Raw genomic sequence first — 22,794 nt, 5'->3', positions numbered from 1 at the left:
AGGGCCGTTCGATTGACAGACCCCGTGGCCGGAGATATCCGTACGCCGGCGCGCTGCTGGCTGGGCGTGGGGACAGCCAGCCAGCGGGTGCCCCCTCCCGACGCTGCCCGCCTTCCACCGTCAGCGAAGGCGTCCACACGCAACTGCCGTTCCTTACGCATGCGGGGCCGTTGTCAGTGGGATGCGGTAGACGTTGTGTCGTCAACGGGTCGAGGGGGGAAGCCGGTGGCGGCACCGTACAGTCCGGTCAGCACCCTGCGCCGCGGAGAGCACATCCCTCCTGCGTCAAAGTCTTTCATTAGGGTTAAAAACCTGAACTTCGGGGATGAAATGCCTCTGGCGCACGGTGAGAGCAGTCGGGGGTGGCCGCGTGGAGTATGGGTGAACTACCCCACCCGGCCGGCGCATGGGGTAGCGCCCTCTTCGGCGTCCGACCTGCGGAGACGATGACCAGGTGACTTGTCTGCCCTATCATCCGTTGCGCGCTGCACAGGTGGGGTGTCACTACATCCGGCCGCCGCAAACGGCACATCCTCAAGGGTCCGACAAACTACGGAACTTGTGATCAAATGGTGAAGGATATGCAGCTATGGCGCCGGGGGGCGCTGCGCCCTGGGGAGGGGCGACCTGCACAACAAGCGGGGGCGAGATCGTGAAGCAGGGTCACGTGAGCGGCGTAAGACGACTCGGTACCTTTGTGCGGATATCGGGGGGTCCGGGGATCGGCAAAGTCGGGGAGGTAGATGGAGAGCGCGTGCGCGTTGACTACTTCGAGTCGCCGACCGCGACGATCGCACAATCGCAGTGGGTGGCGGACCACCTGGTGCACCGGGTCCTCCTGGAGCGCGAGGAGCGCATCTGGTGGAGGAGTCCGGACGGGCTATGGAACGCGGGTCGCGTCATACAGGCAGAGCCCGCCCGGCGTTCCTACATCGTCAGGTTCCCCAATGTGGACTACGACCTGCCTGTTCGTGAGGAGCATCTCCACGTTCGGTGGGATCGCCCGGTGCTGGATCCCGCTGCGGATCTGACCGTCCGTGGTGGAAGCACGACGCCGTACCGAGACGCGAGACTCCCCGTCCTTAAAAACCTCGTCCGGCAGCGTGGTGCCTGTGCCGACATGAGTACGTTCCTCTCGTCGACGGTGGAGATCTTTCCGCATCAGGTGAACGCCGCGCTCACGGTCCTCTCCGACCCGGTACAGCGGTATCTGCTGGCCGATGAGGTCGGCCTGGGGAAGACGATCGAGGCCGGGTACGTCGTTCGTCAGATCCTCATCGATAATCCGGCTGCGTGCGTGGTGGTCGTCTCGCCAGTCGCTCTTCGCCGACAGTGGCTGTCTGAGCTCAAGGACAAGTTCCACATCGGGGACTTCCCTGATGCGACGATCGTCGTCACCAGCCACGAGACGCCCGAGAAGTGGGCTGGATACAAGCATGCCGACCTCGTCGTTGTGGACGAGGCCCATGCGCTCGTGCAGGCAGGTCCGGATGAGACGCCTTACAAGGAGTTGTGCGCACTAGCGCACTCGGCCGAGCGACTGCTGCTGCTGTCCGCCACCCCCGTGACGTCGGGCTACCTGACGAACCTTGGCCTGCTGCACCTGCTCGACCCAGAGCTCTACTCGTGGGAGAGGCGTCAGGACTTCGAGGACCGTTATCGCATGCGCGAGCAGTTGGCCAACTCGGTCTACTCCCTGAACCCGCAGTACACGTATGTCATCCGGGACAGCATCGACGAGATTCGAGCACAGGTACCCTCGAGTGACGTGCGTCTGGCCCAGCTCGCAGACGAGGTCCTCGACATGCTCGACGAGGATGACGAGGTGAGCGACCCCGATCAGCAGGATGAGTTCGCCCGTCGGGTTACCGAACTGCGCGCTCACATCAGTGAGACGTACCGGATCCACCGCCGAATGATTCGAAACCGGCGCGAGGCGGTGCTACAAGAGGCCAGCGGCCCGGACGCCGAGGCACTTCCCTATGAGGTGCGCGGCCGCCAGCGTCCCGAAGCCCTCTACTCCCCCTCCCCCGTCGTAGAGGCAGGGAGTGAATTCGTGATGCTCTGGTGGAACTCGGTGCGCGAGCACCTGGAGAACGAGGGGCTGAGCGATCAGCTCTCGAAGTACGCCATGCCCTTGGCGGTTCTCACGTCGCGGGCGCCCGCGCTTCCGTACGACGCCATCGATGCGCTGCGGTGGCGGGTGAGGGCCGACGCCGATGCTGGCGAACGTGCGGGGCTCTCACTACGGGAGCGGGAACTGCTGCGCGGTGTGCCGGTAGTTGCCTGCGAACAGACCCTGCTGGCCGAGGCTGAGGAAGACTGGCCTGCGGGGGGCGAGCCGAGCACGGAGAATCTGAAGGACATCATCCGGGCGTTCCTTCCTGTCATGCGGAAGGCACAGCGCACCGTGGTTTTCTGTGGACCCGGCCGACTAGCTGGCGCGCTCACAGGTCGGTTGCGCTCCGACTTCCCGAAAGTAGTGATCACCGAGCACACGCGTAGCATCGGCGCGGCTCAGGCTGCAACCGACGTCGCTCGTTGGGCAGACCCAACGCCTGGGCAGGCGGTTCTCCTCGTCGATGACACGGCCGAAGACGGCTTGAACCTGCAGGCAGCCGACTGTGTTGTCCATCTGAGGCTTCCCTGGTCCCCCAACCAACTCGAACAGCGTCTTGGCCGCGTTGATCGCTATCCCGGTCCGGCTCTGCCTGGAGCGGTTGGTCCCGCGCTTCAGTTCCGACTGGCTGAGGAGAACGGCCCGGACGGCTCTTTCACGGAGGCATGGGCCGCCCTTCTCGGGGATGGTTACAGGGTCTTCGACCGTTCTGTTTCCACTCTGCAGGACGCCATAGCCCAGTCGGTCACCAGCGTATGGACTGGTGCAGTCGAGGTCGGGCCGGAAGGGCTTGTGACGCAACAGGAGGCCGTGGATGCACGGCTCGGCAAGGAACGCAACGAGATCCGCAAGATGGACCTTTTGGAGTCCATCCACGTGTCGACGCAGCGCCTGCGCAGCGTTCCGGCTGCGCTGGCGAAAGTCGAGCTTGATTGGTCCGAGACGCAAAAGGCGCTCCTCGCGTACACGGACGCCACCGGAGGGGGTATCAAGCTCCGTTACCTCGATCGTTCCATCCAGGGATCCCCGGCTTGGCGCTTTCTGATCAACGACGGCTCGACCCGTCCGCTTCTTTCTCCTCGTCACTGGAAGCGGGTCAAGGATCGCCTCCCTGACGATGAGATCGCTCACGCGATGTTCAACCGGTCACGCGCGCTGCGCAGTCGCGACGCACGACTGTTCCGCGTCGGCAATCCCTTGGTGGACATGCTGTCCGATGCCGTCCTCAACGACAGTCTTGGGCAGAGTGCCGCCTTCAGGCGGATCGACCGCGGGATGCCGCCGGGGCAGGGACCGCAACCGTACTTCGGTTTCGATTTCCTCATCGAGGCGGACACCTCTGCCGCACTGAAGCACGTCAATGGCAGTGCGGACGCCGGAAGGGCTCTGCGTCGCCAGGCGGATCGGGTCTTCCCTCCTGTCATCAGGCGCGTTTGGATCGAGTCGGGCACGAACCGGCCCGTGACCACGGACGCCCAGTTGGCCTTCCTGAATCGTCCGTACGACAAGAGCAAGGGTGACCGCAACTACAACAGCCAGCGTGCTGCGGAGTTGTTCGAGGTCTTCGGAGGCCAGGAGCACGCGGCCAAGTACGTGCGTGACGCCCAGCAAGCAGCGCTGGGGTTTCTGCACCAGCACACGGATCTCACGGCAGTCTGTCAGGACGCTCAGCACAGGGCACTGGAGGTCTCCGCGGTTTTGCACTCGCAGGCCCAAGCGCGGCAAGCGGCTGGCCGGCTTCTTCGTGACACCGAAAGCCTGGTCACCGACGCGGAGGTGCTGACTTCTCTTGCCGAAGGGCTGTCGCGACCCGTTGTCCGGGTCGTGGCCGCTGCCTGCCTGGTGCGCCGCGGATTGGAATTGGCCTACTGATGTCTGAAGACACATGGGTGAGAGCTCAGCACCTGCTCAACGAGTGGCCCGAGGTGAAGCCGGACATCCTGGACAAGGGCGTTCTTCGCCGTTTGGGGGACGCCCTGGCTGGGCTGCAGAGCGGCGCTAGCGGCTGGCTGGACATTGCCTCGTTGACGCGACAACTCCTGTTGGTCCACCAGGCGCTGGGGCGCACGGGCCATTTGTCCGTGCCGTTGCGAGCGGGCCTGCCCACCGCTGATCAGTGGCGGCAGGGCGGTTGCAACGTGCTGGTCGACGGAAGTCGCGTCCTTCTACGAGGTCAGGAATGGGCCCCGGTTGAGGGTGACGGACCGGCGCACGAAGCAGGGCTTGCACAGGTGCGTGAAGCAGTCCTCGGCAAGGACTCCACCTTGCGCCGTGTCCTGGAAGCCGCGCCGGCCGACCCGTTTTGGAAGGACGTCCTCGGATACGACCACTACCTTTCCAAGGGGCAGCGCCAAGCGGCCCGCTCGGTCGTCCTGATGCCGCCGGGTGAGACCCTTCTGATCTGCCTACCTACCGGCCACGGCAAGACGCCGGTGGCACTGGCCGGTGCCATGCTAGCTGGCCGGAACAGTGGCGTGTCATTGATGGTCGTGCCCACCGTGGTCCTGGCCATCGACATGGAACGACGTGTCCGTGAGCTGCTGAGCAGGCGTGATCCCGGCGCTCTGCACAATCGGTACGCATATTTCGGGGAGTTGGACCAGGCCGACAAAGAGCAGATGCGCGCGGACATTTCAGCCGGGCGACAGGCACTAGTAATCGCCTCTCCCGAAGCTGTGGTCGCCGGACTCAGCACAGCCCTTCGCGATGCCGCCCAAGACGGTCACCTGAACTACGTCATACTGGACGAAGCACATCTCGTCGAACAGTGGGGCAACGAGTTCCGCTCGGAGTTTCAGAGCCTGGCTGCCCCACACCGGGCTTGGCGAGAGATCGCTCCCAAGGGTCGTGCGCCCAGGACAGTTGCAATGAGTGCCACGCTCACCGAACAACAGGTGACGACGCTACGGGATCTGTTCGGTTCCGGTGAGCGCACCAAAGTGGTCTGGGCTTCCGAACTGCGCAGCGAGCCTACCTACTTCTTGGACGACTTCGGCTCGGAAGAGGAGCGGTCCGCAGCAGTTTTGAGGGCTGTGGTACGCCTACCGAAACCGATGGTGCTGTACACGACCCAGAAGAAGCACGCCACCGAATGGGCCGAGGCTCTGCGGACGGCAGGGATGCACCGGGTCGCCGTCGTACACGGGAACGTCAACGACGCCAGGCGTCGTCGCGCGCTCGAGGGCTGGTCAGGCCGCACGAGCCATGGTGCTGTCGCGACCGAGTACGACGTCGTCGTCGGCACCTCCGCCTTCGGGCTGGGAGTCGACCTCGACGATGTACGCAGTGTCGTGCACGCGTGCGTACCTGAGACCGTGGACCGCTACTACCAGGAGGTCGGACGTGGCGGCCGCGACGGCAGTCCCTCGATTTCCTACCTGGCATCAGCGCCTGGCGACCATGGCACAGCCCAGTCACTGAACGAGCAGAAGATCCTCATGGCAGACACCGCTTGGGGACGGTGGCGGGCGATGTTCACCAAAGGACAGCACCTTCACGCGAACAGGTACTTGCTCGACTTGACGCTGCGGCCACCGCGGTTGCCCGTTGGGTACGCCACGCACAAGGACTGGAACGTTCGTCTGCTCAATCTGATGGATCGCATGGGGATGATCAAGGTCTTCCCTCCCACGCCTCCGGTTCGTGAGTCCGAGGAGGATCCCTCGGTCCGGCAGGAGCAGATGACGGCGTTCTACGAAACTGCGCGAGACCGGATCGAGATCGAACTGGTGGATGGGCAGACCAACGATGAGACATACTTCCACGACGCCTACAACCGCATCCGCTCGGATATCAAGGATGCCCAGCGGAGCTCTCTGCAGAGGATGTTGAGCGTCTTGCGCCACGAGCGGTGCATTGCGGACACCTTGGCCGAGTACTACTCGATCACGGGAGCCAATGGGGGGCGTCACTACACCATGGCAGCCTGCCGCGGATGTCCTCACTGCCGACGTCAAGGGCTTCCGCCGGGAGGGGTCGCATCCCTGTACCGCAAGCCGCTCTCGCCGGATCCGGCCACTGTTGAGTGGTCCCCGCCGGCCAGTCCTTTGGCCCACTTGCACCCGCAGACCTCGCACTTCAGCATGTACTGGCAAAGCCCTGCGGAACACAAGGACAACGTGTTGCCCGTGCTGGTGAAACTGGCGCGGTCGGGTATCTCTCACTTCGCCGGCCCTGGTGTTCGCGAAGAGGTGGCCCAGCAGATACAGCAACAGGCACCAGGTCATCCGGTGCTCGTCGATCACGACGGCGGCCTTGTGGGCAGTGGCACCACCGCCACGATCGTCTGGGTTGCTGATGCCGCGACGCCGCGCCTCGATGAGGAACTCCGGTACCGGCTTGAGGACGGGGAGCCTGTGTACCTCCTCCTTCCTCGGCAAATCGAGGACCCGACCAGGCCCGGGGTGCCCTTCGTGACTACGCACCCGTCGTTGAACATCCAGCAAGTGAGAAGCGAGTTCAGATAATGGCATTGCTCAACACGCCCGTGCCGTATCCCGGCGAGATCTGGGCTGTCGTACGCTTCCTGGCCTCGCAGTCCGGGCCCGTGGCGTCTGAGACGCTGCGCACCTTCCTCGAGCCGCACAATCTCGACGCGAAGAAGACCACCACGGTCCATTACGCGCTCAACACGCTGCGGTCACTGGGGCTCGCTGAGGAAAGCGGCGACGGCGAGGCCTGGATCTTGTCGGGTGCCCTTGCAGACCTGCGTTCGGACGACTATGCCGCCTTCCAGCGCGCACTGCGCGCCGCTGTGCTGGGCCTTCATGGGCACCAACCGGCCGAGATCGCCGATGACCTGCGGCGGGCTCTGGTGTGGAGCCTGAGCCGGGATCCGTTCTCGGAGTCCTTCAGTTGGGCCCTCGTGGACAGCCGGCACCAAAAGAATGCACCCGATGGAGAGTTGGTCTTCGTGAACGGTTCACGATGGTCACCGTTCGTGGCGTGGGCGGGAACTCTTGGGTTGGGCGCCTCGGCTCCCCACATCGCCCAACGCTATGTTCCGGACTGTACTTGCGCCGTGCGGCAGGTGCTGGAAGAGCACCTGCCGGCAGACACTCCTGCGGATGCTCTAGAAGTCTTGCGCCTGCTGCGTGAACACCTTCCTGTCCTTCCTGGTGGAAGCATCTCAGAGAATTCGGGCTATGGACTGCCCGACGACCGGACGGTCGACACGGCACTCTCCTTCGCCCTGATGCGAGGCGAACACGAGAAGTGGCTCGTCATGAGCAGCGATTCGGACGCCAAGCAGCCGATCAAGTTGCAGGACCCCGAGCGTCTGTCCATGCGTCTTTGTTCCTCCATCACCCGGCAGGAGGCCACCAATGTCTGACTTCAAGGGATACGTCTGCTGGGACGTGGAAAACGTCATCTCCACGATTCAGACGGAGGCGGTCGTCGCCTCGCCTGCCGTCTTTCTCTCCACGCACACCCCGTTGAGCATCCAGCGTTCCCGGATTACTGGCCGGTCGTTCAACAGCACAGGCGAGAGCGTCACGGAGGAGAACGTCCTCGACGAGTTCCTGAACCGACGGACGAACACCAGGACGCTGCTCCTGCCGGTGGTCGGTGAGTCAGGCTCTGGCAAGTCCCATCTGGTCCGCTGGGTCAGGGAGAACATCGAGCCCGCCGAAGACCGAAAGATCATCTACCTCGAAAAGTCTAAGACGAGTTTGCGACATGTGATCGACTCCCTCCTCGACGGTGTCGAGGACGAAGAGATCGAGCAGATCCGCAAGGACATCCGGCACGTCACCGGGAACTTCACCGCTGCCTCGCTGGCGCGCCGCCTCATCACCCAGTTGAGCGTCGCTCTGGCGGACCTCGGTAAGGAATCGGTCTCCGGGAAGAAGCGTCAACTCGTCGGACCCCAAGGCATCTCGCTGCTTCTGCAAGATCCGCTCCTGCAGGCGCAGATGCTTGAGTCCGGCAAGTTCATTCCCCAATTCGCCCAGCACTTCTTGAGCGATCGAGAGTCCGGCGAGGAGCGTCGTCCTCGCTTCTCTCTGGAAGACCTCCCCTTGAGCCCGGATGCCATCGCCGGCGACATGGCAGCCCCTACTCGGCAGATCTTCGGCGTCCTCATGTCCAGGGATGAGTTGCAGGTGCTGGCCGTGGAGTTGCTCAATGAGCAATGGGACAAGGCCGTTCAAGAACTGTCGGCGCTGGGAGGCGGTCGTCTTCTTGGTGCGATGCAGAAGGTGCGCAAGATCTACGCCCGCCAGGGCAAGGAGATCATCCTCCTGGTGGAGGACTTCGCTCTGATCCAAGGTGTCCAGGGTGACCTGCTCGACGCGATCACCGAGACGTCGGAGCGGGAAGGGCATGCGGTGCTCGCGCCCATGCGAACCCTCATGGCGATCACCAGTGGTTACTTCCACGACCTTCCGGAAACGGCAGCCTCCAGGATCGCTACCTCCACCGGAGGATTCGTCTACAACCTGGACATCGTCCTGGGAGAAGGCCAGACAGGGACAGAGGACATCGCCACGTTCGTCGCGAGGTACCTCAACGCCGCTCGAGTTGGGCGTGGTGCGCTGGAAAGTGCGGGTAGCGGTTCGATTCCGAACAAATGTGACGATTGCATTGCAAAGAGCCTTTGTCATGATTCTTTCGGTGTTTCCGCGGACGGGTTCGGCCTCTACCCGTTCAATCGTCCGTCTCTGACGCGTGTCGTTCACAGCCTGGCTCCGCAGGAGAACCCGTACGCCTTCGTACCGCGCAACGTTTTGGGCAGCGGAGTCATCCCGATCTTGGCCGACGCGTACAGCGCCATCAGCAAGGGCGAGTTCCCGAGCGCCTTCTTCCAGGAGAACTACAAGTCCGTCAGAGGCGTCGACCAGGCATTGCCCAACAGCGTCAGCGAAGATATCGATACGCACGACCCCTTGAACGCCAAGCGCCGGCGGGCGGCGCTGGAGTTTTGGGCCGATGCACCGCCCCAGTTGGTGAATCTGCGGCAGGGCATCAGCGAAGCGTTTTCCCTACCTGCCCTGGCTGTTGACGGCCTGCACGAAAAGCAACAGGTTTCCCCGCAGAAAGAGCAGAGCACTCCCCTGCCACCACCTCAAAAGGAGGTGCCCGCTCTGCAGAGAAAGCTTCAAGTGGTGGAAGACTGGGCCGCAACAGGTTCTCGCCTCACCACGGACGAGGCAAAAATCATTCGCACCATCATTTCGAAATCGGTCCCTTACCGGGAGGATTGGCTAACGCCTCCGGTCAAGCCGGTCAACCTCACCGACACCGAAAAGGCCGGATGGTATACGAAGAACGTCAAATCCAACCAGGTCTCAATCGAAGATGCGAGTTCAGAGGCGATGAGTGCGGGCGCACCCATCGTTCTCAAGCGCAACCCTGCGACTGGCGAGTTCTTTAAGAGCCTCCTGCGCCTGTCCGCGGACGCGGTAGATGGGGTGCGCGGGAAGGACATCGTTCGTCTCGCTAGCATCGCTGACGCGGCCAGGCCCGCTATGCGAGAGCGCGTTGCGCAGAGCCTGGAACGCACCGAAAAGGACTTGATCGCTGGGTTGCGTGTTTCTTTGCTCGGCGCTGCGCTGGCCGGACGTGTCGTTCCCGGTATGCCGATCGAGACGCTGTACGCAGCAGCATTCGATGTAGGGAACGAGTGGGTACGGCCGGACGTGTCGTCGCGCACTGAGGCATGGCTGGAGAGACTCAATGTGCACATGCAGCATCGCAGCAGTCTCGTGGAGTCGTTGCTGAGTTCGCTGGGAATCGGACAGGGTTCCACCGGAGCGGTCCACGTCGTTGACGCTACCCGTGCCCTTCCTCTCGTAAAGGAGGCAGCGGCGCATTGGGACTTGTCGGCCGTGGAACTTCCGCAATGGGTCAAGAGCGCTGGCCAGCCCCTGCGTGCAGGGTGGCAATCCGTAGTGCGCGGTCAACTCCAGGAACTACGTACGCTCTTCGGCGAGATCCGAGAGCGCTTCCCCAGGGCGAGCGGCCCCGGTGACCGCCTCGTCCAGCAAGTGTCCACGGCCCTGCAGATGGCAAAGGCAGAGGGCATCACGGGACCCCTGGAGCGTGAGTTGGACAGTCGGGCTGTAGCAGTCGCGGAAGCCGACTGGACCACGCTGTCCGTACTGGAGAAGGACCTGTCTCGCGTCACCAACAGCCTCCAGGACTCGTCGGCCGAAAGCCTCCTGGCTGTGGTGGCCCCGATTCGGTCCCCACATCTGCGGGAGATGCGCGACTACCTCACGGTTGCCGACTCCTTGCTGGACACGGCCCTGGCTGCGGCGCGGATGCAGAACCAGAACGCGGTCAGCGACGCTGCGGAGCAGTTGGCAGGTCTGTTGGGGGAATGGAAGCAGGCCGTAGATGACGCTAGTACGCACGCGGAGGCAGGCAAGTGAGCAGCGTTACGGTTCTGGAGAAGGCTCAGGAACTGCAGAACATCGCCCGCAGCATCTCCGAAGGCCAAAAGGAGCGGGCCGAACAGGAGCGGGTGCTCCAGCGTATCGATGAGGTGCGTGCAGCCTTGCAGGCCGCGATGGTCCAGCAGCAGATCGCGGTTTTGCTGCGTGAGCGCACCGGTCAGGCTCTGGACGTGTCTGGGTTCGAGGCTGCACGGGCCAAGCTCGAGTCGAAGTCGCGAGGTGGCCTGCCCGGCGACCGGGCTTTCCTCGATGCCAAGCGCGCCTTGGACGCATTCACCAGCGAGCTGAGTACTTCGCTCAGACAGCTCTGGAAGGCATGGGCCACCGCACAGATCCAAGAGGTCTCTCCGGCTCGGTTCGTCACTCTTGGCACCGATGAGCGACTGGAAGCGGCCGCGCTCTACGAGTCGATGAAGACCAAGGCGAATCGCTCCAAGGTCGACAGTGCCAGCATCCTCACATTCTGTACCGATCGCGACGCGCTGCTGAGGCTCCTCGAGCACGCACCGGACGATGCTCCGGAAGAACTCCTCGAGCTCATCAACCGGCTCGACGCAGGCGGGGTCACTCTTCGAGAGCTCAGCGACGCGGACATCACGCTGCTGCGAGACTACGACCAGGACTGCTGGTTTACCGTCACTCGGAAGGCGGACTGACGACCTGTGGCACCCACGACACTGCGCCGCGCCGTTTTGGGCAAGGCGCTTACTGCCCTGGAGGACCGGGAGTTGCCCCTCCTGTCCTGGGGCGTCACAGACGGCATGCTCAGCGAAGAAGAGGTGATGGACGCTCTCTGGTCGGTCATCGACAAAGACGAAGACGCGGCATCGCTGTTCTCTGACGCCGACCAGTTGAGGCAGGCGCTCCTTAGCCAGCAACTTCTTTTCCAGGTCCCCTTCGGCGGAGTCGATCAGTACCGGACAAGGTTCGCAGAGGGGGTTCGGCTGACTGCCTCCCTGCGGCAGATCTTCGGCCCTTGGCCCGGTGCTCCACTGCAGCCGGACTGGTGGGAAAGAGGTAGGCCGCTGGTCGCCGACTACCGCCTGCACGTCTCTGAGCGTCGCTATCCGACGCGTGACATCTCGGCTGCCCAGGCGATCGCCGAGATGGAGGTGACATCGGGGTGGACTGAGAATCACTCAAAAGTCGCCGGGGTGCTGATCGGTTCGTACTCGCTCTCGCGCTTCCAGGTCGACGCCACCAAGGCAGTCACCAACTCCCTGGTCCACGGGGGTTCGCGTGGCGTCGTTGTCGGTGCCGGCACCGGCAGCGGAAAGACCCTCGCGTTTTACCTTCCGGCATTCGCCGCGATGGCCAATGACCGGCGCGCGGGTGTGCATACGCTCGCGCTCTATCCGCGCATCGAACTACTGCGTGACCAGTTGCGCGATGCGATCAAGAACGCACTCGAACTCCGGGAGCGGGGCATGCCCAGTCCGCGGATCGGTGTGCTCTACGGGCGTACGCCGCCGGGTCTCGGCGACGTCACCCAGGGGATGTACGAGTGGCCAGTGCAGGGTGGGGCCCGCGTCTGTCCCTATCTGACGTGCCCCGCCGGGGATGGCGGCACCATGCTCTGGTCGGAACAGGACAGGGCGCTCGGCTCGGAGGCCTTGCGGTGTTCCGTGTGCCATCAGGAGATCCCTGACGGTGTTATGGCTCTTACCCGAGAGTCGATCAACGGGGCTCCGCCCAAGCTGCTCTTCACCACGACGGAGATGCTCAACCGCAACAGCACGGGGTCGAAGTTGAGCAGGACCCTCGGCTGGAACTGGAATGGTCCCCGCGTCGTCCTGCTCGACGAGGTGCATACGTACTCCGATGCCACGGGCGCGCAAACAGCCTTGCTGCTCCGGCGTTGGCGTCACGCACGTCGTGGCCCCGTGACCTTCGTCGGGCTCAGCGCCACCCTGCGTCAGGCCGACCGCTTCATGGCGGAACTTGTCGGGCTCCCTGCGGAAAGCGTCGCCCTCATCGAACCGCGCGGCGCGGACATGGAGGCGGAGGGCCGCGAGTACCACCTCGCGCTGCGCGGCGACCCCTTGTCGGGTACGAGCCTGCTGTCCACCACTATCCAAACGGCGATGCTCCACGGACGCTTGCTCGACAGGACTCGGCCTGCCGGGACGACGCTTCATGGGACCAAGGGGTTCCTCTTTACAGACGATCTCGACGTCACCAACCGCCTGTATGACGACCTGCGAGACGCAGAGGGAGGGCAGTACGGGAAAAACCGCAGAAAGCGGGGTGCTGCGGTTCTGGCGTCTCTCCGTTCCATGGACCTTCCTGCGGAAGAAGATCGTTACCTCGTGGGCCAGTCCTGGAACCTTCCGGAGCTGATTGGGCACAACCTCAGTTCCGACCTGAGCGAGCGACCTTTGAGGATCGGCCGGACATCCTCCCAGGATGCGGGCGTCGACGCGGACGCCGATCTTGTCGTTGCGACGGCCTCTCTCGAGGTCGGCTTCAACGATCCCGACGTCGGACTGGTCGTCCAGCACAAGGCGCCTCGAGACCCGGCTTCCTTCCTGCAGCGCCGGGGCCGGGCCGGACGTGAGAGGGGCACGCGCCCGCTCACAATCGTTGCTCTCTCTGACTTTGGGCGAGACCGACTGGCCTATCAAGGGTATGAATCCCTCTTCGCTCCTGAGGTGACGCCTCGCACCTTGCCTGTGCACAACCGCCACATCATCAAGATCCAAGGCGCTCGAGCGTTCGTCGATTGGCTCGGCACCCGACTTCGTGAGCAGGGCCTGTGGGTCAGCGCCCGCATCTTGTTGTCGGGAAATACCCGACCAGACTATAGAGATGAGCAGTTGCCCAAGGCCCGACAAGCGGTCATCAAGGATCTGGAGAGCCTGCTCGACGGGGATGACATCCTGCTGCGCTCCCTGGCGGGCCATCTGCGAGGCGCGCTGGGCCTGAGCGCCGACGAAGTGCAGGTCCTCCTGTGGGAGCAGCCGCGGTCTTTGTTGTTGGCAGTGGCTCCCACGCTGTTGCGGCGTCTTTACGCTGGCGCGTCGCCGATCCACAAGGATCCCGGCACGGACCAGCGTGCCTTTTTGCCTGAGTTCGTCACGACGTCGCTGTTCGCTCCGCTGAATCTTCCGGAGGTCAGCTTTGCGGTGCCCTTTGCCACTTCCGACGACGAGGAAAAGCTGCCGGTCGGGCGCGCACTGCGTGAAGCTGTGCCTGGCCGGGTCAGTCGCCGGTTCGGATACCGCGATGATCGTCACCGCACGTGGCTGGAGGTTCCCACCGGGGTCCGTGACGCCGTGATCGATCTGAGTCACATCCTCGACGCCGAGGAGCGGCAGGGTTGTTGGGGCACCGGCCGCGCGGATGTGCAGGCGGTCGAGGTCACGCGCCCGCGACGGATCAAGCTGGCTCAGCCGGACAAAGAGATCGCGACCTCGTCCCAGGGTGTCCCCTTGTGGGCAACCCAGTTCGTGGACAACCCTGCGGGTCCTCCGGTTGCGGCGGACGTGCCCAAGGTTCCCGAGTGGCGGGAGCGGGTGATCTCTGTCGGGTTCGCCGCTCACGCTTCAGGTAACCCGACCGAGGTGCGCCGGATGACGTATGGGGCTGTGGCCGACGTCATCAAGGGCACGCCGGGGAAGCGGCACAAGGTGGCGGTCAGCTACATCCACGAGGGAAAGAGGGCAGCCATGGGCTTCTCCTCGTCCGTCGACGCTGTCCAAATTCAGGTCAAGCCGCTGGATCTGTCGCTGCCTGGCGTAGTGGAGCATTTGAACTCTCCCGAGTGGCGTTCGAAGGCGTTCACGAACACCGTCATGGAGGACAGGCGGATCGCTGAAGCGGCCAACTCGTTCCAGCGTGGGTGGTTGTCCTTGGTGTACCTCTCCGCGTTCGCGCTTGAGGGACTTGAAGGCAAGAAGCCCGAGGCGATTCACGCGGAGTTGTCACAGGGCGCCTGGCGGGACAGCATCCTTAAGGTCATTCCGCTGCTGTACAGGCAGGATCCGTCCGCCTCCCCTACGGGCGCCGGCAGCCCTGCCGACCGCGTTATCAACGATCTGCAGGCACTCAGCCAACACCCCGATGTCATCGCCGTGCTCGACGACGCTGGTTCACTGCTGTTCGGCGAGAAGCTCCATGCCCGCACGGTTGGCCTCGCCCGGCGCGCCTATCTGGACACCTTGGCCGCTGCGATCCTGGAGGCAGTAACACGAGCCTGTCCCGACGCCCGAGACCAGGACCTGACGCTCGACGTGGTGCCGGGTGCCGGCTCGGGAACGGACCAGATCTGGATCAGCGAGACGTCCGAGGGTGGGCTCGGCGTCGTGGAGAAGTTGGCGGAGACGTACGGCCGTGATCCTGCCCGATTCTGGAGTCTGGTTGGTGCGGCTTTGCGTCCCAACAGCTTCGAGCAGACTGATGCACGGCTGACGAGTCTGCTCGGTCATGTGGTGGAGGCCGAGCCAGGCGGTGAGCTCGCTGAGGCGATGAGCGAGATGCGTGATGCGGCTTCGGCTCAGAACAGCCAGGATGCACTGAACCGCATCAGGTCGGCCTGGACCGACCTGGACGGTGCGCCTCGGCACGGTGATGTTGCATCCCTTGCGATGCGTCTGCTTCGACGCGGATCCGACAGTCTGACCGACGCGACTGCCCTTGCTCTGGTGAAGGCGTGGGATCAGTTGGAAGAAGCAACTGGGATTGAGGTCGACTCAAGGGTCATCGCGTACGCCGTTGGCGCGGGCAAGGTGCAGTTGCCTCGTACGATCAGCCCGGACCAGGCTTTCAGCATGCTCTGGCCCCGAGGTGACCAGGCACGGAACTACCATTTCGACTCTTACCAGCCATATCGCGCGGTGGACAACCCGCAGATCTTGGATCGGCTTCTGGCGGCCGCCGTGCACACGCAAGCGTGGCCACGCCTCGATGCCACATCGTCGGATTGGCACACCAGCTACGCCGAGTTGCTCTCCTCGCATCCTGCAGTTGAAGTGGTCGTTCCTCTAGTTCAGCCCGAACTGCTGCGCCATGTGATGCTGACCATCCCTGTTCTTCGTGTGGACCGTGGAGACCTGAAGTTGTTCGGCGAGGTGACACAGGTACTCAGGGACAGCCGCGAGGTCGTCATCAAGGCCGTCATCAAGGAGTCTGAGCAGTGACTGTCCTTCGTCGTACACTCCGCACGAATGCGCGTAGCGCCCTGCGTGCGGACTCGCTGATTCGGACGGCGCTGCTGGCTCAACTCTCGTCGCCGGGCGGCGAGGTCTGGTTGGTGTCTGCATGGGTCAGCGATGTGGATCTGGTCGACAACGCTGACGGTTCCTTCGACTACCTCTTGGGCGACAACCCTCCGCTGCAGTGCCGCTTGTCCGACCTGCTGCTGATGCTGGCACAGAGTGGCACCGCCGTTCGTGTTGTGACCCAGGATGCTCCTGCAAACGCGATGTTCTTGGAGCGCCTCGCTCTGGGCCGTGGACCGGGTACGGATCTCGAGGTGTTTTTGGACCAGGACATTCACGAGAAGAGCCTGATCGGCCCGGGCTGGATGTTCGACGGCTCCATGAACTTCACGCGCAACGGCCTGGCCCGGAACAAGGAGCAGATCAGCTATACGTTGGACGAATCGGCTGCGGCACAGGCAGTAGTGGACTACCAGCATGAATGGACGGCACGTGGCGTCTAAGGCAGAAGTTGCGGAACAGAGAGCCGGTACGCAGGAGTTCGTGGACCACTTCCTCCATCCAGACCGCAACGCCGCTGGTAAGTACCCTAAAGGCATCACGCTGCTGAGGAATGCAGCCGTCAGTCACCGTAGAGCGCCCATGGTGCTGCCCTGGCTGAATGAGCAGACCCAGCGCATGGCGTACTACGTGATTCCTCGCCGGCGTGAGCAACTCACTTCTGTTCGTGATCTTCTGGTGGCCTTTGTCGGGCCCTCTCTTGCGAAGTACGGCTACGACGTGCCTGTTGCGCTCGACAGGCCCCATGAGGCCTCGATCCACGAACGCTATGGAGCGGGAAGCACGTTCGTCGTCCAGACGACCGCCGACATAGAGGAGAGGAAGCGCCTGAGGTCTGCGCTCGAACGGATGGTGACGGTGGTGGAGCGGAGCCCCGAGCGGGCCTGGTCTGCGCCCAAGCCCTTGGGGCGTCTTCTCGCAGACTTCGAAGCGGCCCTCGTAAGCGGTGCACCACAGACCGCCAAGACGCTCCTTCAGCAGATCGATCGCCAAGGCGGCCTCTCGCCGACCAACGTCAAACATTTGGAGATCAGGCTTCTGACGGCGCAGGGAAGGGCGAACGGCGTCCTTTCCCTGCCAGGGCTTCGAGAAGTGCTGCTGCAGGACCCGCCTGTTCCGGTGAAGGACATGGTGCTGTCAGCTCTCTTCACAGCGCACATCGAACCTGCGCTTGCTGCAGGGGAACTGGCTGGTGCCGTGGACGCGTTGAAGGCGCCCAACAGCCATTTCTCGTTGCTGGCAGACGGAGACCTACTGTCGTTCAGTGAGCAGGCTGTCACTGTCCTGCTCGTCGGTATGTACGGGCGAGGTGACGGGGAGGAACTTTCCCGCAGCATCGCTCTGCTCGATACCGAAGGCCGTGGGGACCTCATACCCGACGCACTGGTGTCCTATCGCCGCCAGGCCGTTCCAGCGGGCGCGGTGGAAGCGGAACCTGCTGAGCCAGACATTGCAACTACAGCGGAGCCCGAGCCCGATGGCGTGTCTACCAAGACATCACTCAACTCATGGGCAGAAATAGTCAAGGCTGTCGCCCAGGGAGACAAGACCGCCTTCGAGCTTTGCCGCAGGATGGACGTCCGCCGAGGCGATACCCCGGTACAACTGGATGCGGTGTCCGACGGGGAAATTGCAGACGTATTTGCCGGCCTTACAGACACCGAGTACGAGGTCGTATGGCAGTACGCGCTCGGGCCGTTCCTGCAGGAACTCACCCGCTCAGACCTCACCCTCCGACAGACACTGACCACGATCATGCGGAGCATTGTCAACCAGCGCTGCGACCCAGCGAACCTCGCAGTTCTGGACCTTCTCCTGGAACTGTTCCTTCGCTCCGCCCCAAAGGCTGCGGAGTACGAAGAGTTCCTGGAACAGTTGAGTGTGCGATTCGACGAATGGGTCGCGCCCGAGACCGCCGGGCAGGCCCTCGACTTCGTCGACCGCCTGGTGGCATGGGCCGCACCAGCACCCGCAGCCCGCGTACAGACCGCCCAGCTCCTATTCGGTCCGTTGCATGTCCATATGCGACGCCTCGAAGAGGCATACCTGTCAACGGCTCGGTCTCTTAGCAATGAGCTCGGGCTCGGGATGGAATGGCCTGAGCAGGCTCCCTCGGAGAACGATGAAACCAAGCCGGTTGTCGGAGCCGCGCAGATCTTGGTCTACGGTCTGGACGAGGGCGTGCTGCAGCGTGTCCAAGACCGAATCACCCGGCAGTTCCCCCTTGTGAAGGTGGTGCTCTCAACAGAAAAGGTCGCGTCGAAGCATCTGAAGGAGACAGCCCGAAACTCGGATTTCAGCGTGGTAATCACGCAGTGCGCTGCTCACGCGGCCACCAACTGCATCGGTCAGTACGCCAAGGAGATCGTCTACCCCCGAGGAGCCGGCTCGGTCTCCGTGACTCACGCGGCCATCACCACCTTGTATGAGCATGCTGCCAAGCAGCAGGAACTACCTCCCCAACTGCGGTGATACACCTTGCGCCGCGACCGATGGTCCCGGCACAAGCCTGCGCTGCAGCATCGCTCCGCCCAGCTGACAGCGGCCGAAGGCGGCCACAAACGCGGGAAGTGGACCTGCTGTTCACCGTGCCCGAGACGGCACGGTGAACACGGCCAGCCGGTCAGCCCCGCACACTGCGCACCAGCAGGTCGGTGAGCAGGCGGATGTCGTTGGGGGTGTTTTGCAGGCCGTTCCAGCGGCGCTGTTCGCCGTCGGGGAAGCGCCACATGCCGGAGGTCCAGGCGGTGACCGGCATCAGGCTCAGGATGGCGTTGCGGACTCGGTCGCAGTCAACGTCTTCGGCGGCCATGCCGTCGGTGAGGCTATCCATGACGAAGCCCATGGCTTGGATGCCTGCTCCGTGGCTGAGGCGGGACTGGCGGGGCGGGAGCTTCCAGGCGTCGCTGAAGGTTTCCTGCACGATGGTCCAGAAGGAGCGCAGGTGCAGCAGCATGCGTTCGACGTCGCCGGAGCCGTCTTCGGGGTTGCGGTACTGGTAGAGGGCCCCTTCGAAGAGGCTGTGCTCCAGCATGCGCAGCAGGCTGGTGTCTTTGATGTTGCCGTGGGGGGAGGTGGGGCTGGCGACGCGGCCGTAGAAGGGGCCCTTGCCGTCGGTGTTGAGGCGGGTCATCAACTGCGCTGGCAGGCGCTTGCGGGCGTAAGAGGGAGGGAGGTGTCCACTGGTTTCGGGCAGCAGTTCGTGGATGAGGCCCTTGGGTAGCGGCTTGGTGGAGTTGACCAGGATGAACTGGGAGCGCTGGTCTTGTTGATCGTCCGCGATGAATCCGACGGCGGCTACGGGGAATTCGGCCAGGTCCGCGTCGCGGATGGCGGCGCTGCGCTGTTGTCCGTCCACGATCAGGGCGGGCTTTCCCTCATCGGGAAGGGATTCGTCGACGGGGATGACCAATTCTCCCGGGACGGAGTAGTCGACGCCAGCAGCTCGGCGTGCTCCGGTCTCGAACCTGACGGACTCGTCGAACGCCAGGACCAGGGCGTTGGGCAGCATGGCGTTGTCGGACTCGAGGTAGCGGCGGATGCCCCGGATGTGGCTGAGGACTTCGGGCCGCTGGTAGCCCTGCAGGCTGCTGCTGTCATCCCGCCGGACGCGGGAGACGGCGGCGAAGCTGTGGATCTTCTTTCCGTCGACAGCGAAGCAGTAGATCTTTCGGTCTCCCTGACGCACTTCAAGTGCGGGGAGCCTGAGTTCGTAGCGGTCGGCCATCGCATCTCCTGACATGGATAAAAAGTAGAGGGCGGATCTTACCCGAAGGTGAGTGATCGCATTTTCGCTTCGAGCACGGTCAAATTATGGAATCCGCGACGCTTGTTTCGCTCACTCCCCCGGAATATCACGATCTCAATTCCGTGCTTCTCGCACAGGGCGCAGGGGCAGCCGCGCCAGGGCGCATCGCTCAAGGTGCGCTCGTACGCTTCGAGGTAGCTCTTCTTTTTCGGTCCGAGTACAAGGGATTCATAGGTTCCGAGGGCAGCCAGGACCTCCTCCATGGAGGTTTCCTCGCGATCGAATTCGCGCAGGGCGCGCAGGCTGGCTCGCTCGGCGGTGATTGCTTCTGCCTGCGACACATTCCCGGACAGGATGAGCCGCTTGAGTGCGGGGTTTCCGTCGACCTGAGGAACTCTGATGGCCGTGTAGGAGTCAGTGGCCGAGTGGTAGTTGTTGCGGTCATCCATGAACGCCTGACGGAAGGCGGAGGTACTGTCGAAACTGGTCACGCCGTGGCGGGCGAACTGTTCCATGCTGTCCACCCGGTTGATGCCGAGGAGATGCAGTTCTGTTTCCGGGGAGCGGATGTCGTCGATGGCGCGCAGACAGGAGAGGATTTCGTGCGATTTGAGGGGGACCATGCCACCCAGTGCGATCCGCCGGTAACCCATCTTCTGCAACTGCTTCACACTGTGCGCGTAGCTTTGCGGGCCCCAACCCTGTGCTGCACCGACCGGTTCGAAGCGCGCGCCTGATTTTTGTGTTGCGGTAATGAATTCTTCGGCAAGTTCCAGGGAGATTTGCTGCCGGGTGATCCAGGCGTCTTCGGGCCGCTTATCAGACTCTTCGGAAATGTATCCGAAGATAATGTGGTCGATACTAATTCCCGCATCGAATCCACAACGGCCGTAGAAGTCCATGACTTCATCCACCTCGTAAGGCGGGCGCTCTTCGTCTATATAGTTGAAGGCACCACAGTCACCGATGGTGGCACAGGCTTCGGGGAGACGGAAGAAATTGCTCACGCCCAGGCGGTAGAAACGCTCGCGCTGCGGGGAGGAGTATTTCCCCGAGCCTTTCACGGATCCGTCGACGACCGCCTTGCTGACGAGGATCCCGTCGTAGGGGATCGGCGTCACAACCTGGTGAGCGTAGACGTCGTCCCGTTGGCGCACTCGGTAGGGCGAGTACTCGTCGTTGACGAAGTCATAGGTGGGGCTCACCAGGTCCTGACTGTCAGGAAAATAGAATTTCACGCGGCCTTTGCCTTTTCCTGCACATAGATACGGAGGAGGTAGTTCGACAGGGTACTGATGTGGCGCGGGTTGTTCTGGAGTTCGTTCCAAGGGATGTTCAGGTCCGGCCAGCGCCCGTCGGTCCAACGGCAGTGCGGTGCGACTAGTGCGAGTTCGGCCCGTGCCTGCTCGAGCGCATGGGGGGATGCAGGAGGGATGGCCATCATTACGCGATCCATGAGACGCCCCATGGAGCGGATGCCCACTCCGTGCATCAGCCGACTCCGGGTCGCCGGCAGGCCCCACGCTTCCGGGAAGGTGTCGCGGACGGCATTCCAATAGATGACAAGGATCTGCCGGATGGTGGCGGTGTCGACGGTGCCGTTGGACAGATTTTTATAGGGGAAGAAAACACCCGAAGGGGAGTTGAGGGATTCCTGTATGGCCGTGGTAAGGCTGTTGTCGGTGACGACAGCCTCCGCTTTCTGCTCGGCAGTAGTGGAAGGGCGGCGCACCAACCCGTGGAAGGGCGAATCCTTGTCCTGATTGAGGGCTTCGACCAGGACCGAGGGGAGTTTCCTGGCGGACAGTTTGGTCGGCAGCACCGTGCCGACTTCGGGAAGCAGTTCGGTGACGAGGTTGGTCGGCAGCGGAGAGACCGTGTTCACGCGCAGGAACTGGTCTCGCTGGGTTTCCAGGTCTTCGGCGACAAACCCGGCGATGGTCACGGCCAGGCGGGTGTTGCGGGTACGTGCCAGAGCGAGACTGCGCTGCTGGCCGTCGACGATCCAGGCCGGCCGGGGGGCATCGGGGGAATCGGGCAGAGGGATCTCCAGCGTCCCGGAGGTACACAGGCCGTCGCTGCTGCTGGGGCCGGGGCTGGACTTGAACCGCACACTGGAGGGCAAAGCGAGGATCAGTCCGTTGGGAAAGAGGACCTCGTCACTGTCGAGATACTCCAGGATCTGCTTGACGTGCTGCTTTTTCTCGGGGCGCTGGTAGCCGATGAGCCTGCCGGCCTCGTCCCGGGAGATCCGCGCGACGTCGGCGACCTGGTGCACCTCTTCTGCCGCCAACGTGAACACATACAGCGGGATCGTGGGGTGCTGCTCGATCCGCAGGGCCCGACGCTTAAGCACAGTGAAAGTCATCAGCGGCCAATCGTTGATGTGTACAGGTCTGCGAAGCGCTTCTGTTCACAGGCCATCCCCTTATCTCTGAAGAGACGCAGTAGACGAGTGCGGGAGGAGTCGGGGTGGAGGGCCTTCATCTCTTTGATGAAGGCGATCACCAACTCGTCCGACATAGGTGTGCGGGCGTAACGTTCGGGCCGGGCCGCCTGAGAGGCCCAGGCATCCCAACGCGCCTGTGCCTCAGGGCTGATGAGGCGGCCCGGCGTGCAGTGCTCGAGCCAGGAGGCTGCCATGCGGGTGTTCAAGCTGGTGAGGGTTCCGCCGAGGGCCTGCCGCAGGGCGGCATTGGCCGGCACACGCAGCACCCCGTCCAGATCGCAGGCGCCCCCGATCAGCACCACCTCGGCGTCGGCGGCCGCGAGCCCGCGCAAGTCCCGCTGCATGGCCTGGGCGTAGGTCTCTGACAGCACCACCAGTGCCCGTCCGGCGGCCGCGGCGATCTTAGACAGATCGCTGGTGCCGTCCAGGTGTTGCAGGTGATCCCACCACCGGGATGCCTCAGGACTGGAGAAAGCCACGGAATCTGCGTGGCGTGGTACGAAAGTCGCTGCATACGACGGCGCCAGGCTGGAGACTTGCCGTAGGCCCAGGCCGGCCGAGGCTACATAGAGGCGAGGGACAAACCCTGCTCGAGCTGCGGCGTCGGTGAGAGCGAGCGCACGCCGCCACTGATCCCCCTGGTAGAGGTCTTGCAGTTTCGCCCGCCGGCCCTGGACTGCCTGCAGGCGACGTGCCCATTCCGCGGCTCGCTGCGGCAGGTCGCCGGTGGGCAGGGTGCGGGCTTGCAGGTCCGCGGGGGGCGGTGAGGCCTTCCGGTCCGTGCACGTGACCACGATGGGCAACTCGTTCACTGCGGCTCGACCCCTGGCTTCCGTAACTCGATTTTTGTTGTGGTTACT

Annotated in this window: 12 protein-coding genes; 8 read left to right on the top strand and 4 right to left on the bottom strand. The window is 63.4% G+C overall.

Features of this window, described 5'->3' with window-relative positions; all coding sequences use genetic code 11:
- The first annotated feature begins 589 nt into the window (after positions 1–589).
- Genes dpdE through dpdD form a run of 8 tightly spaced genes read left to right on the top strand, consistent with a single transcriptional unit; the run spans position 590 to position 18,209 of the window.
- Positions 590–3,991 (top strand): protein DpdE, encoded by a 3,402-nt coding sequence (gene dpdE, locus ACIOMQ_RS25875; protein WP_401815731.1) that lies wholly within the window; start codon positions 590–592, stop codon positions 3,989–3,991.
- Positions 3,991–6,585 (top strand): protein DpdF, encoded by a 2,595-nt coding sequence (dpdF, locus tag ACIOMQ_RS25870; RefSeq protein WP_124722795.1) that lies wholly within the window; start codon positions 3,991–3,993, stop codon positions 6,583–6,585. The genes dpdE and dpdF overlap by 1 nt, the downstream gene beginning before the upstream one ends.
- Positions 6,585–7,451 (top strand): protein DpdG, encoded by an 867-nt coding sequence (dpdG, locus tag ACIOMQ_RS25865; protein WP_071339517.1) that lies wholly within the window; start codon positions 6,585–6,587, stop codon positions 7,449–7,451. Before dpdF ends, dpdG begins: the two co-directional genes overlap by 1 nt.
- Complete coding sequence (gene dpdH / locus ACIOMQ_RS25860) at positions 7,444–10,494, top strand: protein DpdH (RefSeq protein WP_401815729.1); 3,051 nt, start codon at positions 7,444–7,446, stop codon at positions 10,492–10,494. The genes dpdG and dpdH overlap by 8 nt, the downstream gene beginning before the upstream one ends.
- Positions 10,491–11,174: a hypothetical protein gene (locus ACIOMQ_RS25855; protein WP_193463172.1), complete on the top strand. Its 684-nt coding sequence runs from the start codon at positions 10,491–10,493 to the stop codon at positions 11,172–11,174. The genes dpdH and ACIOMQ_RS25855 overlap by 4 nt, the downstream gene beginning before the upstream one ends.
- Before the next feature lie 6 nt (positions 11,175–11,180).
- Positions 11,181–15,656, top strand: a complete 4,476-nt coding sequence (gene dpdJ, locus ACIOMQ_RS25850) for a protein DpdJ (RefSeq protein ID WP_402190569.1) — start codon at positions 11,181–11,183, stop codon at positions 15,654–15,656.
- Positions 15,653–16,180, top strand: a complete 528-nt coding sequence (dpdK, locus tag ACIOMQ_RS25845; RefSeq protein ID WP_079177548.1) for a phospholipase D-like domain-containing protein DpdK — start codon at positions 15,653–15,655, stop codon at positions 16,178–16,180. The genes dpdJ and dpdK overlap by 4 nt, the downstream gene beginning before the upstream one ends.
- Before the next feature lie 40 nt (positions 16,181–16,220).
- Positions 16,221–18,209, top strand: coding sequence for a protein DpdD (dpdD, locus tag ACIOMQ_RS25840; RefSeq protein ID WP_402190563.1), 1,989 nt, complete (start codon positions 16,221–16,223; stop codon positions 18,207–18,209).
- Between the two features lie 151 nt (positions 18,210–18,360).
- Here the strand turns inward: dpdD and dbpB (ACIOMQ_RS25835) are convergent, their stop codons facing one another.
- The 4 genes from dbpB (ACIOMQ_RS25835) to ACIOMQ_RS25820 are packed head-to-tail and all read right to left on the bottom strand — an operon-like array spanning position 18,361 to position 22,413.
- Positions 18,361–19,464 carry a DGQHR domain-containing protein DpdB gene (gene dbpB, locus ACIOMQ_RS25835; RefSeq protein ID WP_193463174.1) on the bottom strand — a complete coding sequence of 368 codons (1,104 nt, stop codon included), beginning with the start codon at positions 19,462–19,464 and terminating at the stop codon, positions 18,361–18,363.
- A 38-nt stretch (positions 19,465–19,502) separates the two neighbouring features.
- Positions 19,503–20,723, bottom strand: a complete 1,221-nt coding sequence (gene dpdA, locus ACIOMQ_RS25830; RefSeq protein ID WP_193463175.1) for a tRNA-guanine transglycosylase DpdA — start codon at positions 20,721–20,723, stop codon at positions 19,503–19,505.
- Positions 20,720–21,853, bottom strand: a complete 1,134-nt coding sequence (gene dbpB / locus ACIOMQ_RS25825) for a DGQHR domain-containing protein DpdB (protein WP_018551862.1) — start codon at positions 21,851–21,853, stop codon at positions 20,720–20,722. The genes dpdA and dbpB (ACIOMQ_RS25825) overlap by 4 nt, the downstream gene beginning before the upstream one ends.
- Positions 21,853–22,413 (bottom strand): hypothetical protein, encoded by a 561-nt coding sequence (locus tag ACIOMQ_RS25820; RefSeq protein WP_229845971.1) that lies wholly within the window; start codon positions 22,411–22,413, stop codon positions 21,853–21,855. The genes dbpB (ACIOMQ_RS25825) and ACIOMQ_RS25820 overlap by 1 nt, the downstream gene beginning before the upstream one ends.
- Positions 22,414–22,794 lie beyond the last annotated feature (381 nt).

Origin of the sequence: Streptomyces sp. NPDC087845 (assembly GCF_044742755.1) — a bacterium.
In the GTDB taxonomy this organism is placed as follows: Bacteria; Actinomycetota; Actinomycetes; order Streptomycetales; family Streptomycetaceae; genus Streptomyces.
This window is presented reverse-complemented; position numbering and strand designations above follow the sequence as displayed.

Coding starts and splice junctions, on each gene's coding strand:
- dpdE (WP_401815731.1), top strand. CDS start 590: ATGGCGCCGGGGGGCGCTGCGCCCTGGGGAGGGGCGACCTGCACAACA.
- dpdF (WP_124722795.1), top strand. CDS start 3,991: ATGTCTGAAGACACATGGGTGAGAGCTCAGCACCTGCTCAACGAGTGG.
- dpdG (WP_071339517.1), top strand. CDS start 6,585: ATGGCATTGCTCAACACGCCCGTGCCGTATCCCGGCGAGATCTGGGCT.
- dpdH (WP_401815729.1), top strand. CDS start 7,444: ATGTCTGACTTCAAGGGATACGTCTGCTGGGACGTGGAAAACGTCATC.
- dbpB (WP_193463174.1), bottom strand. CDS start 19,464: ATGGCCGACCGCTACGAACTCAGGCTCCCCGCACTTGAAGTGCGTCAG.
- dbpB (WP_018551862.1), bottom strand. CDS start 21,853: ATGACTTTCACTGTGCTTAAGCGTCGGGCCCTGCGGATCGAGCAGCAC.